Genomic DNA, 12,728 nt, shown 5'->3' with positions numbered 1-12,728 from the left:
AGGTGCGTGTCGATGCTGCAAGTCCAGGGTGTGTTCAAAAGCTATGCCACGGCCCAGGGCCCATTGGCCGTTTTGCGTGGCGCGGACCTGCAATTGGATCAGGGCGGCAGTCTGGCGTTGATGGGTGAGTCTGGCAGCGGCAAGAGCACGCTGCTGCATCTGGTGGCCGGGCTGGACCACGTGGACAAGGGCAGCATCGAGGTCGCCGGGCAGCGTCTCGACCAGATGAACGAAGCGCAGCTGGCCAACTGGCGGCGTACGGAAATCGGCCTGGTGTTCCAGCAATTCAACCTGATCGGCAGCCTGAAAGTCGAAGACAACCTGGCGTTCCAGGCGCGTCTGGCCGGGCGCTACCAGCCCGAATGGCAGACCGAACTCACCGAGCGGCTGGGTTTGGGCGCGCTGCTCAAGCGCTACCCCGAACAGCTTTCCGGCGGCCAGCAGCAGCGCGTTGCGATTGGCCGGGCTCTCGCGTCTCGCCCGGCCCTGCTGCTCGCTGACGAACCCACTGGCAACCTCGACGAAGCCACCAGCGATGAAGTGCTGCAACTGTTGCTGGACCTCCTCGCCGATAGCACGACCAGCCTGTTGATGGTGACCCACAGCCCGAGGGTGGCGGCACGATTGCAGCGTCAGGCCGTGTTGCATCTGGGTCGGCTGGTCAGCGAAGGCGAACGCTGAGATGCCGGTCTTCTACTGGACGTTGAAGGCGCTGCTGAGCCACTGGCGGCGCCATCCCGTGCAGTTTTTCAGCGTGCTGACCGGCCTGTGGCTGGCGACCAGCCTGCTGACCGGCGTGCAGGCGCTGAACAGTCAGGCCCGTGAAAGCTACGCCAAAGCCAGTCAGATGATCGGTGGCGAGCCGCAGAAGATCCTGGTCTCGCCCAACGGCGCCAACTTTTCCCAGGACCTGTTCGTGACCTTGCGCCGCGCGGGATGGCCGGTCTCCCCCGCACTCCGCGGACGCGTCACCCTGAAAGAAGCGCCGGAGCAGCGCCTGACCGTGCTCGGCATCGAGCCAGTCTCACTGCCGGTGAACACCGCGCTGGCCGGGCAATCGCTGGACACCGAGCAGATCGTCGACTTCTTCACCCCTCCCGGCACTACCTGGATTTCCCCGCAGACCCTCGCGGCCCTCGGTCTTCATGAAGGCCAGCAGCCGGTCATCGACTCCGGCAAGGTACTGCCGCCACTGCGTGGGAAAACCGACATGGCGCCGGGTGTACTGCTCATGGACATCGGTTTCGCCCAGCAATTGCTCAACCAGCCCAATCAGATCTCGCGGCTGGTGCTGCCCAAGGATTTTGCCGAAAACGCTCCTCCCCTGCCGGCCGAGCTGAACGGCGAGCTGGTGCTGCGCAAAAGCGGCGAAGACAACGACCTGGGCAGGCTCACCGAGAGCTTCCACCTGAACCTCGACGCGCTGGGTTTTCTCTCTTTCGTAGTCGGGCTGTTCATCGTGCATGCGGCCATTGGTCTCGCGCTGGAACAGCGTCGCGGGCTCCTGCGCAATCTGCGTGCCTGCGGTGTCAGCGCACGCGGGTTGATGGTGAGTCTGGTGGTCGAGCTCGGCGTGCTGGCCTTGCTCGGTGGCATCGCCGGCGTCATCAGTGGTTACTGGCTGGCGAGCGCGCTGTTGCCCGATGTCGCGGCGAGTCTGCGCGGGCTGTACGGCGCTGAAGTCGCGGGCCACCTGAACCTGAGCGTCTGGTGGTGGCTGAGTGGATTGGGCGTCAGTCTGCTCGGCGCGTTTCTCGCGGGCGCCAGCAGCCTGCTGCGCGCGGCGCGTCTGCCCTTGCTGGCGCTGGCCAATGCCCAGGCATGGCACGAAACCCACGCCAAATGGCTGCGACGCCAGGGCTGGGTTGCCGGGATTTCGGCGTTGATTGCAGTATCCGCCGCGCTGTTTGGCGACAGCCTGGCGCTGGGCTTCGTGTTGATGGCCAGCCTGTTATTGAGCGCGGCGCTGGGCCTTCCGGTGCTGCTCAACCTGCTGCTCAACGCACTGTTGGGCAGGAGCCGCTCGGTGCTGGGCCAGTGGTTTCTCGCTGACTGCCGACAACAATTGCCGGCCCTGAGCCTGGCGCTCATGGCCTTACTTCTGGCGATGGCAGCAAACATCGGCGCGGGCAGCATGACGTCGGGGTTCCGTCAGACGTTCACCCACTGGCTGGAGCAACGCCTCAGCGCCGAGCTGTACATCAATCCGCAGAATCCCGCCCAGGCCGCGCCGTTGCAGCAGTGGTTGAGTCAGCAACCGCTGACCTCGGCGGTGCTGCCCAACTGGCAGGTGTCGCTGCAGCTGCATGGCTGGCCGGCCGAGCTGTATGGCGTTATCGACCATCCGCACTATCGCCAGCATTGGCCGCTGCTGGAATCGGCGAGCGGCGATGCCTGGAAGCAACTGGCGCAGGAAGACACGCTGATGCTCAGCGAACAACTGGCCCGCCGTCTGGATGTCAGCGTTGGCGATGAAGTGAAACTGCCGGCGCCGGACGGGCCATGGCCGCTGCGGGTCGTTGGCATTTATGCCGATTACGGCAATCCCAAGGGCCACATGCTGGTGAACGCCGACCACCTGCTCAAGCACTGGCCGCAGCTGACGCCCAACCGTTTCAATCTGCGCATCGATCCCCACGCCATCCCGCAACTGCTGAGGGTGCTGCACAACAAATTCACCATCGACGACAACCGCATCGTCGATCAGATTCAGCTCAAGGCCTGGTCGCAGCAGGTCTTCGAACGCACCTTCGCCGCCACGGCCGCGTTGAACAGCCTGACCTTGATGGTGGCCGGCGTCGCGCTGTTCATCAGTCTCCTCACCCAGAGCCAGAGCCGCCTCGCACAACTGGCGCCGCTGTGGGCGCTGGGCGTAACGCGGCGCCAATTGATGTTGCTCAATCTGGCGCAGACGTGGCTCCTGGCGGTGCTGACGCTGGTGCTGGCAATTCCGCTGGGGCTTTTGCTGGCGTGGTGTCTGGACGCGGTGATCAACGTGCAAGCCTTCGGTTGGCGCCTGCCGCTGCAGGTGTTCCCGATGCAGCTGTTGCGCCTGACGCTGCTGGCAATGCTCGCCACACTGCTGGCCTCGGCATGGCCGCTCTATCGTTTATACCGCACCCGCCCTGCTGATTTGTTGAGGACTTTCGCCAATGAAGGTTAAGGCCCTGATCCCGCTCGTTGGTCTGTTGCTCGTCACCCTGCTGAGCGGCTGCGACGACAAACCCGAGGAAGAAAAAGGCTTCGCAGGCCTTGCCGACGACGCCTCGAGTTACGCGCAGGTGACGCCGGACAAACGCTTCGTGTTTCCCGACGATCATGGCCCCCACGATGATTTTCGCATCGAGTGGTGGTACGTCACCGCCAACCTCAAGGATGCCGACGGCCAGTCGTTTGGCGTGCAATGGACCTTGTTTCGCAATGCCCTCCCCCGCGCGAAAGGGCTGCAAGGCGATGGGTCTGGCTGGAATAACCGCAATCTGTGGATGGGCCACGCCGCCGTGACGTCCCAGGACGATCATTTCGCAGCGGAACGCTACGCCCGCGGCGGCGTGCAGCAGGCCGGCGTGACCCTGGCACCGTTCGCGGCCTGGATAGATGACTGGTCCTTCACCAGCCAATCTGCCACCGATGACCCGCTGGCGGACATGCAGTTGCAGGCCAGCAGTCCGCAGTTCAACTATCGCCTGCACCTGAAAGCCACGAAGCCGTTGGTGCTGCAAGGCAAACAGGGCTTCAGCCAGAAGTCCGAACAGGGTCAGGCGTCGTACTACTACAGCCAGCCGTTTTTTCAGGCGGACGGCAGCCTCGAGATCGACGGCAAAACCTATCAGGTGTCCGGGCCCGCGTGGCTGGACCGGGAGTGGAGCAGCCAGCCGCTCACCGATAATCAGACGGGCTGGGACTGGTTCTCACTGCATCTGGGTGATGGCACCGAAGTGATGCTCTATCGCATGCGGCAAAAGGACGGCGAGCCGTACCTGACCGGGACATGGATCAACGCCGATGGCAGTACCGAGCAATTGGCAGCGAAGGACATAGAACTGGCACCGGAAGACACCACTGACGTTGAAGGCCGCGACATGCCCACGCGTTGGTCGGTGAAAATACCGTCGAAGGCCGTGGATATCGCGGTCGAAGCGCTTAACCCCCAGGCGTGGATGAACCTGCAGATTCCTTATTGGGAGGGGCCAGTCACCCTGAGCGGTAGCCATGAGGGTGTGGGGTATCTGGAGATGACGGGCTACTGACACGCCGCCGAGCCAGACCCTAATAATCATCTAAAGTTTCCTGACGGCTGCCGATAAACAAAGCATCGGACAGTGAACTAAATACCCCAACCCCGTCAGGCCAGGACGCCTACTTCAATAGCGTCTGGAGCCTCGATGTCTACATTAAGCTTGAAAGATATGCAGTCGGATCTCGAAGATTCGGCGGCTTACTTTGACTCTCTGTCGCAATTTCTCGAAGGTCATGCCATCTACCTGAAGGCTCAGAGAGTTGTGTGTCGACAAGAGGACCTCATGCTCCTCGAAAGTCACGCCGGTAACCTTGCCAACTCGGTGAGGTACATCAAAACCGCGGCTTTACGGATCGCCAACCGCTCGCGTTGAGTCGGGCGAGTGATGCGCTTCCCAGCCGTTACGTGGGCAGCGCGTCTTGCACCTATGAGCGAGTCGACATCCCACGAAAAACGTCGTCGGTGATTAAAAACCCGGCCACGCCTCCCTCCCTTGCAATGTTTTTTTATTGAACGATCCACGCCTGCTGGTACTCGATAAAGCTAGGCCGCTGACGGCAGCGCGCCCTGATGACGTGTTCGCGCCGATAGGAAGCGGGTTCGTGTCAGGGCTGTATATCCGCGCCGGGACAGGGCCGAATCGTTACTGGCTGAGTGCATTGCGCAGGCTCGGGATTAGACAGCGCAGGATGTACGACACGCGCCATATGTACGCAATCATGCGCCTGATGCCCGGAATGAACCCGGCATCTATCGCCGCGCAATCCCAGTAACGCCAAACACGCCGAAAACATAAAGGGTTTAGGACAGATGTGCGGATTAGCTGGCGAACTACGCTTTGACAATCAACCTGCGGATCTCGCCGCAGTAGAACGTATCACTCATCATCTCGCGGCTCGCGGCCCGGATGCGTGGGGGTTTCACAGCCAGGGGCCGATTGCCCTCGGCCACCGTCGATTGAAAATCATGGACCTGTCGGACGGCTCGGCACAGCCGATGATCGACAGCCACCTGGGCCTGTCCCTGGCCTTCAACGGCGCGATCTACAACTTCCCGGAACTGCGTGCCGAGCTCGAAAGCCTTGGCTACCAGTTCCACTCCGGCGGCGACACCGAAGTGCTGCTCAAGGGCTATCACGCCTGGGGCGCTGACATGCTGCCCAAGCTCAACGGCATGTTCGCGTTCGCCATCTGGGAGCGCGACAACAGAAGCCTGTTCATCGCCCGCGACCGTCTCGGCGTCAAGCCGCTGTACCTGTCGCGCACCGACAAGCGCCTGCGTTTTGCATCCGCGCTGCCCGCATTGCTCAAAGGCGGCGACATCAGCCCGATGCTCGACCCGGTCGCGCTCAATCATTACCTGAACTTCCACGCCGTAGTGCCTGCGCCGCGCACGTTGCTGGCCGGTGTGGAAAAACTGCCGCCGGCGTCGTGGATGCGCGTGAGCGCCGAAGGCAAGGTCGAGCAGAAAGTCTGGTGGACCCTGCCTTATGGCCCGCGTGCTGACGAAGCAAATCTGACCCTCGAAGACTGGCGCGACCGTGTGCTCGACAGCACGCGCGAAGCCGTTGCCATTCGTCAACGCGCTGCGGTGGACGTTGGCGTGCTGCTCTCCGGCGGCGTCGACTCGAGCATGCTGGTCGGTCTGCTGCGTGAAGTGGGCGTGAAAGATCTGTCGACTTTCTCCATCGGCTTTCAGGACGCCGGCGGCGAACGCGGCGACGAGTTCCAGTATTCGGACCTGATCGCCAAACACTACGGCACCAACCACCATCAACTGCGCATCAAGGAAAGCGAAATCATCGAGCAACTGCCCGCCGCCTTCCGTGCGATGAGCGAGCCGATGGTCAGCCATGACTGCATCGCCTTTTATCTGCTGTCCCGCGAAGTGGCCAAGCACTGCAAGGTGGTTCAGAGCGGTCAGGGCGCGGACGAGTTGTTCGCCGGTTATCACTGGTACCCGCAAGTGGACGGCGCCAGTGACCCATACGCCGCCTACCGCGATGCGTTCTTCGACCGCAGTTACGCCGAATACGCCGACACCGTTACGCCGAAGTGGCTGACGGCGAATGACGCGGCCGGTGATTTCGTGCGCGAGCATTTCGCGATGCCGGGCGCTGATGCCGCCGTGGACAAAGCCCTGCGACTGGACAGCACGGTCATGCTGGTGGATGACCCGGTCAAACGCGTCGACAACATGACCATGGCCTGGGGCCTCGAAGCACGCACCCCGTTCCTCGACTATCGACTGGTCGAGCTGTCGGCACGGGTTCCGGGCCGCTTCAAGTTGCCGGACGGCGGCAAGCAGGTGCTCAAGGAAGCGGCGCGACTGGTGATTCCGTCCGAAGTCATTGATCGCAAGAAAGGTTATTTCCCGGTGCCGGGCCTCAAGCATCTGGAGGGCGACACGCTGAACTGGGTCCGCGATCTGCTGCTCGATCCAAGCCAGGACCGTGGCCTGTTCAACCCGGTCATGCTCGACAAGCTGCTCACCGATCCACAGGGTCAACTGACGCCCCTGCGCGGCTCCAAGCTGTGGCAGCTCGCAGCGCTGAACCTGTGGCTCAGCGAACAAGGACTCTGACCGATGAAAGCCAACGCTTCGATTCATAACCAGCGTTTGTTGCGCGGCCAGGCGCCGTCGTACGAGCGCTTGCAGGCTCGCCTTGCCGAAGACGGCAGCACGCCTGAGACAGAACCGCTGGCTCTGCATTGCGGCTGGGGACGGCTGCTGATTGGCCACACTTACCCCGACCCGGCATCCCTCGCGCAAGAGTTGCTCAACGAAAAGCAGGGCGAGCGCGACATCGCCCTGTATGTCGCCGCACCGCAACAGGTGCTGGCGCAATCGCCGCAACAGTTGTTTCTCGATCCGTCAGACACGCTGCGCCTGTGGTTCAGCGATTACCGCCCGGCCCAGCGGGTGTTTCGTGGCTTCAGGATTCGCCGAGCGCAAAGCGAAGGTGACTGGACCGCGATCAACAATTTGTACATCGCCCGTGGCATGTTGCCCATTGACCCTGCCCTGCTGACGCCTCGGCACCAAGGCGGCCCGGTCTACTGGATTGCTGAAGACGAGACCACCAACGCCGTGATCGGTAGCGTCATGGGCCTGAATCACCAAAAGGCGTTCAACGATCCCGAAAACGGCAGCAGCCTGTGGTGCCTGGCGGTTGATCCGCAATGCACACGGCCTGGCGTCGGCGAAGTGCTGGTGCGTCATTTGGTCGAGCACTTCCAGAGCCGGGGTCTGGCGTACCTGGATCTGTCGGTGCTGCACGACAACGAACAAGCAAAAAGCCTGTACGCCAAGCTGGGCTTCCGCAATCTGCCAACCTTCGCCATCAAGCGAAAAAACGGCATCAACGAGAAGCTGTTTCTCGGCCCCGGCCCACAGGCGGACTTCAACCCGTACGCGCGCATCATCGTCGAAGAAGCCCATCGTCGCGGCATCGAGGTGCAAGTAGATGATGCCGAGGCCGGACTGTTCACGCTGATTCATGGCAGCCGCCGGGTGCGCTGCCGCGAGTCGTTGAGCGACCTGACCACCGCCGTCAGCATGACGCTGTGCCAGGACAAGCGCATGACCCAGAAGACGCTGAAGGCGGCGGGGCTGGAAGTGCCGGTGCAGCAACTGGCGGGTAACGGCGACGACAACCTGGCGTTTCTTGAAGAACACCAGCGCGTCGTGGTCAAGCCGGTCGATGGCGAACAGGGTCAGGGCGTGGCCGTGGACCTTCGTACGATCGAAGATGTCCAGGCGGCGGTTGAGCGTGCCCGCCAGTTCGACAGCCGTGTGCTGCTCGAAAGCTTCCACGAAGGGCTCGACCTGCGCATCGTCGTGATTGGTTTTGAGGTGGTGGCTGCCGCCATCCGCCGTCCTGCCGAGATCATCGGCGATGGCCGTCACACCGTGGGTCAGCTGATCGAGGCGCAAAGTCGCCGTCGCTCTGCAGCCACGGGCGGCGAGAGCAAGATTCCGGTGGACGATGAAACCCACCGCACCGTTGAGGAAGCGGGTTTCAGCTTCGACAGCGTGTTACCGGCGGACCAGCGTCTGGCCGTGCGCCGCACCGCGAACCTGCACACCGGCGGCTGCCTGGAAGACGTCACCGCGATTCTTCACCCGGTGCTGAAAGACGCCGCCGTGCGTGCCGCCCGCGCCCTCGACATCCCGGTGGTGGGTCTGGACCTGATGGTGCCCGCCGCCGATCAGCCGGAGTATGTGTTTATCGAGGCGAACGAGCGCTGCGGCCTGGCCAATCACGAGCCACAACCGACGGCCGAGCGTTTCGTCGATCTGTTGTTTCCCCACAGCCAGCCTGCCCATGGCTAAGGCGCAACCGCTGTAGCCCTGAGCCTGCCCGCGACAGGTCTGGTCGGGCGACGAATTCGTCGACACCAGACCCGTCCCGCGAGCGAGTCCGCTCTCAGCTTAATCTGCGCCACACATTGAGGTCCCTATGACGACTGCAAACATCCTTGAACCGGATCTGAATTACCTGCAGAAAGTCCTGCTGGAAATGCTCGCGATCCCGAGCCCCACCGGTTTTACCGACACCATCGTGCGCTACGTCGCCGAGCGGCTTGAAGAACTGGGCATTCCGTTCGAACTGACCCGTCGCGGCACCATCCGCGCCACGTTGAAAGGCAAACAGAACAGCCCCGATCGTGCCGTTTCCGCGCACCTGGACACCATCGGTGCCAGCGTTCGTGAAGTGAAAGACAACGGCCGACTGGGCCTGGCCCCGGTGGGTTGCTGGTCCAGTCGCTTTGCCGAAGGCAGCCGCGTCAGCGTGTTCACCGACAATGGCGTGATTCGCGGCAGCGTGCTGCCGTTGATGGCCTCCGGGCACGCGTTCAACACGGCCGTCGACACCATGCCCATCAGTTGGGACCACGTCGAAGTGCGCCTGGACGCCTACAGCGCGACCCGCGCGGATTGTGAATCGGTGGGCATCAACATCGGCGACTTCGTGGCATTTGACCCGTTGCCCGAGTTCACCGACAGCGGGCATATCAGCGCGCGCCATCTGGACGACAAGGCCGGCGTCGCCGCTCTGCTCGCGGCGCTCAAAGCTATCGTCGACAGCGGCGTCGAACCCCTGATCGATTGCCACCCGCTGTTCACCATTACCGAAGAAACCGGCAGCGGCGCTGCGGGCAGCCTGCCGTGGGACGTCAGCGAGTTCGTCGGTATCGACATCGCCCCCGTTGCCCCCGGCCAGCACTCCAGCGAACACGCGGTCAGCGTGGCGATGCAGGATTCCGGTGGCCCCTACGACTATCACCTGTCACGCCATTTGCTGCGCCTGGGCGAGCAAAACGAGCTGTCCGTACGCCGCGACCTGTTCCGCTATTACTACAGCGACGCGCACTCGGCGATCACTGCCGGTTACGACACGCGCACCGCCCTGCTGGCGTTCGGCTGCGACGCGACCCATGGCTATGAGCGCACGCACATCGACAGCCTGAGCACCCTGAGCCGTCTGCTCACCGCCTACATCATGAGCCCGCCAGTGTTTGCCAGCGACGCGCATCCGTCCAACGCATCGCTGGAGAATTTCAGCCATCAGCTGGAACACGACGCGCAGATGGAAAGCGACACTCGTGTGCCGTCGGTGGATACATTGGTGGGGCAGCGGTAGCCTGCCCGCACGGGGCGCGATAGCATCGCCGCCCCGTGTTCTTTTTGTGATGGCCGAGAAACCTATGCTGATCCCTTACGACCAACTCGAAGCCGACACCCTGACGCGCCTGATCGAGGATTTCGTGACCCGCGACGGTACTGACAACGGCGACGACACCCCCCTCGAAACCCGCGTATTGCGGGTACGCCATGCGTTGAGCAAGGGTCAGGCGGTGATTTTCTTCGACATGGACAGCCAGCAATGTCAGCTGATGCTCAAGCACGAAGTGCCCAAGGAATATTTCGAGGAATAGGCCCCTGCGCCCACAACCGGGTCTGGATGGCGACTAAGGTGGACTTACCTGCCCGGCCCCCGGTTGGCCAGGTTCTGCAGTCGTGAGGCGATTCGTCGAATAACTTCTGCCCGATGAATTCTGACGCTTTGCGGTGCATCAATTCCCAGGCGCACCTCATTGCCGGAGATGCCCAGCACCCTCAGGGTGATGTCATCGCCAATGTTGAAGGTGTCGCCGATTTCTCGCGTCAATACCAGCATACGTCCTGCTCCTTGGCTGTAACCGAGGAAGCAGGTTGACGCTCAGGTCCCGGCGCTTCAATGCGCCAGAGCAAAATCAGTAACGCCCTTCAACCCTTCAAGACCATGGCTGACAGACGCTTCCTACGCGCCCGGGCATTTCCGGCCTGCACGTCAGAGAAAGGTCCGGCAGACGTCAGTTTGGTCCTAAAACACGGAAAATCAGGCGGCAGACCAGCGCGGGCCGAACAGAACGATGGTGGCGCCGATGACGCAGAGGCCGACGCCGATCCAGTCCGACGTCAACGGGCGAACACGTTCGATAACGCCCAGCCAGGCAATGGAAGCGATGATGTAGATGCCGCCGTACGCCGCGTAGGCGCGTCCGGCGTAAGTGGCTTCGACCCGGGTCAACAGCACGGCGAACAGCGTCAGGCTGATCAACGCGGGAATCACCCACAACGCGCTCTTGCCTTGGCGCAGCCACATCCAGAAGGCATAACACCCGGCGATCTCGAACAGCGCAGCGAGGAAGAACCACAGGTAATTGAGCACGATGAGCCTCGTCCAGGTCAGCCGGAAAGTGCCGGGAACCCTATCAGAAAAGACCCGTGGCGAACGATTGACTCAGCTCCCGGACTTCGCCTTGGCGCGCATCTTCTCCGCCATGTTGGCCATCTCGTCGTACAGCAACTGGGGATTTTTCTGCTTGAGCTGCCAGGCCATTCGCCCTTGTTCATGGGGCAGGATCATGAATTCGCCGCTGGCGACCTGCTGGTAGATGTAATCGGCGATGTCCTTTGCGCTGATGGGCGAGCTTTCCAGCAGCTTGCCGACCTGGGCTTTCATCGCCGGCGTGGGGCCACGAAAGGAATCCAGCAAGTTGGTCTGGAAGAACGACGGACACACCACATGCACGCCGATTTCCTGCTGGCGCAGCTCGATCAGCAGGCTCTCCGACAGCGCAACGACGCCCGCCTTGGCGACGTTGTAGTTGCTCATCGCCGGGCCCTGCATCAACGCGGCCATCGAGGCGATGTTGATGATCTTGCCCTTGCTCTGTTCCAGCAGCGGCAAAAACGCCTTGCAGCCTTTGACGACGCCCATCAGGTTGATCGCGATCTGCCAGTCCCAATCCTCGAGGGACAGTTCGCCAAAGAACCCGCCTGAAGCGACGCCGGCGTTGTTGACGATCACATCGATGCCGCCGAATTTCTGTTCGCAGGCCTGGGCGAATGCGGTGAGCTGGCTGTAGTCGCGAACATCACAGCGCTGAATAAAACCGTCGCCTCCCGCTTCGCGCACCAGGCGCAGGGTTTCCTGAAGGCCGCTGTCACTGACGTCCGACAGCGCTAGCTGCCAGCCCTCGCGCGCCCAGCGCAGCGCGATCCCGCGTCCCAGCCCGGACCCTGCGCCGGTGATCATGATGCGATTGTGCATAGCAGACGCCTTGTCGGTTATTAAGAAGTCACTAGAGTGTAAACAGACAGATTGTCCGACAAACCCTTCATCAGATCGCTGAATATGGGAGGCAAACCGATGGTTTGAATGGGTGGGCACTCTTTTGGATGTATTTAGGCAGGTGGATGATTAACGAGAAGCGCGTTACATCGAACTTGGTGACCGGTTAGTTACCGCTTGGTTCCACACTAGGCGAAGTACTTTTTGCGCTTTTCCAATCAGCATTTGAATACGGAAAATACTTTTGTTAAAGACGCAGGCCTATGATTTTCCTGGCCTTTCCTGAAGATGTTATTTTTTATTTCGGCAGCTGAGAACCTTTTGATTGGTCCGACAGTCGGATCAATCAAGCAGCACAATGATTAGCCGTCGTGGCAACCTCTTGAACTGCACAGCCATCTTCCAAGAACACTAGAAGGAACTCGTCATGGGCATCGGCACAATTCTGATCATCATCCTTATCCTGCTGTTGGTCGGTGGACTTCCGGTATTTCCACACTCCCGGAGCTGGGGCTACGGTCCGTCGGGCATCATCGGTACGATCCTGGTGATCCTGCTGATATTGGTATTGCTGGGCAGGATTTAACTGCTAAGTCTGGCATCAAAAAGAACCGCGCTTAGGCGCGGTTTTTTTATGGAAGCGGTTCTGCTGGAGCAGAACTGTTTCGCCTTCGGCGAGTTACTTGATAAAGCCCCAAGTAACCAAGGGCTTGTGCTCCTGGTTGGGCCCTTCCTTCGTCAGGGTTCCTTCACTCCGGTCTCGCTCCGTGGGCCCGCGCCGAACGGACATCCCTGTCCTGACGGCGCTCTCGCCGCATCCATGCGGCTCGGCCCACTGCGCGAGACCTGCGTTCAGCCTGCACC

At 61.6% G+C, this 12,728-nt stretch carries 12 protein-coding genes; 9 read left to right on the top strand and 3 right to left on the bottom strand.

All coding sequences use genetic code 11. From position 1 onward, the window contains the following. Window positions 1-12: 12 nt before the first annotated feature. The 8 genes from QMX88_RS16100 to QMX88_RS16065 all read left to right on the top strand — a co-directional run bounded on the left by QMX88_RS16100 (window position 13) and on the right by QMX88_RS16065 (window position 10,182). Complete coding sequence (locus QMX88_RS16100) at window positions 13-681, top strand: ABC transporter ATP-binding protein (protein ID WP_282371044.1); 669 nt, start codon at window positions 13-15, stop codon at window positions 679-681. A gap of 1 nt (window position 682) precedes the next feature. Next, the gene (locus QMX88_RS16095; protein ID WP_282371042.1) at window positions 683-3,163 is read left to right on the top strand and encodes an ABC transporter permease; all 2,481 of its coding nucleotides are present in this window, start codon (window positions 683-685) and stop codon (window positions 3,161-3,163) included. Then, window positions 3,153-4,250, top strand: a complete 1,098-nt coding sequence (locus tag QMX88_RS16090) for a lipocalin-like domain-containing protein (protein WP_282371040.1) — start codon at window positions 3,153-3,155, stop codon at window positions 4,248-4,250. The genes QMX88_RS16095 and QMX88_RS16090 overlap by 11 nt, the downstream gene beginning before the upstream one ends. Before the next feature lie 135 nt (window positions 4,251-4,385). After that, window positions 4,386-4,613 carry a hypothetical protein gene (locus tag QMX88_RS16085; protein WP_192170966.1) on the top strand — a complete coding sequence of 76 codons (228 nt, stop codon included), beginning with the start codon at window positions 4,386-4,388 and terminating at the stop codon, window positions 4,611-4,613. A 437-nt stretch (window positions 4,614-5,050) separates the two neighbouring features. After that, a complete protein-coding gene (locus tag QMX88_RS16080; protein ID WP_282371038.1) occupies window positions 5,051-6,823 on the top strand; it encodes an N-acetylglutaminylglutamine amidotransferase in 1,773 nt (590 codons plus the stop codon). Window positions 6,824-6,826: 3 nt separating this feature from the next. Continuing rightward, window positions 6,827-8,575 carry an N-acetylglutaminylglutamine synthetase gene (gene ngg, locus QMX88_RS16075; protein WP_282371036.1) on the top strand — a complete coding sequence of 583 codons (1,749 nt, stop codon included), beginning with the start codon at window positions 6,827-6,829 and terminating at the stop codon, window positions 8,573-8,575. 127 nt (window positions 8,576-8,702) lie between these two features. Next, entirely contained in the window at window positions 8,703-9,887 is a 1,185-nt protein-coding gene (locus QMX88_RS16070) for an osmoprotectant NAGGN system M42 family peptidase (protein ID WP_282371034.1), read from the top strand. 64 nt (window positions 9,888-9,951) lie between these two features. Continuing rightward, window positions 9,952-10,182 (top strand): YheU family protein, encoded by a 231-nt coding sequence (locus tag QMX88_RS16065; RefSeq protein WP_065986890.1) that lies wholly within the window; start codon window positions 9,952-9,954, stop codon window positions 10,180-10,182. A gap of 44 nt (window positions 10,183-10,226) precedes the next feature. Here QMX88_RS16065 and csrA read toward each other — a convergent pair whose 3' ends face one another. The 3 genes from csrA to QMX88_RS16050 form a co-directional block, all read right to left on the bottom strand. Beyond that, the gene (gene csrA / locus QMX88_RS16060) at window positions 10,227-10,424 is read right to left on the bottom strand and encodes a carbon storage regulator CsrA (protein WP_192170962.1); all 198 of its coding nucleotides are present in this window, start codon (window positions 10,422-10,424) and stop codon (window positions 10,227-10,229) included. Window positions 10,425-10,625: 201 nt separating this feature from the next. Beyond that, window positions 10,626-10,958 carry a YnfA family protein gene (locus QMX88_RS16055; protein WP_192170961.1) on the bottom strand — a complete coding sequence of 111 codons (333 nt, stop codon included), beginning with the start codon at window positions 10,956-10,958 and terminating at the stop codon, window positions 10,626-10,628. A 72-nt stretch (window positions 10,959-11,030) separates the two neighbouring features. After that, on the bottom strand, window positions 11,031-11,843 hold the full coding sequence (locus tag QMX88_RS16050; protein WP_282371026.1) for an SDR family oxidoreductase: 813 nt from the start codon (window positions 11,841-11,843) through the stop codon (window positions 11,031-11,033). Between the two features lie 448 nt (window positions 11,844-12,291). On the opposite strand from QMX88_RS16050, the gene QMX88_RS16045 reads away from it, so the two are divergent. Continuing rightward, complete coding sequence (locus tag QMX88_RS16045) at window positions 12,292-12,450, top strand: DUF3309 family protein (RefSeq protein WP_020290439.1); 159 nt, start codon at window positions 12,292-12,294, stop codon at window positions 12,448-12,450. Window positions 12,451-12,728 lie beyond the last annotated feature (278 nt).

The sequence above is a fragment of the Pseudomonas sp. PS02290 genome (assembly GCF_029960075.1).
Lineage (GTDB): Bacteria > Pseudomonadota > Gammaproteobacteria > Pseudomonadales > Pseudomonadaceae > Aquipseudomonas.
Note: the sequence above shows the minus strand (reverse complement) of the source record. Positions and strands in the feature narration are given on the sequence as shown.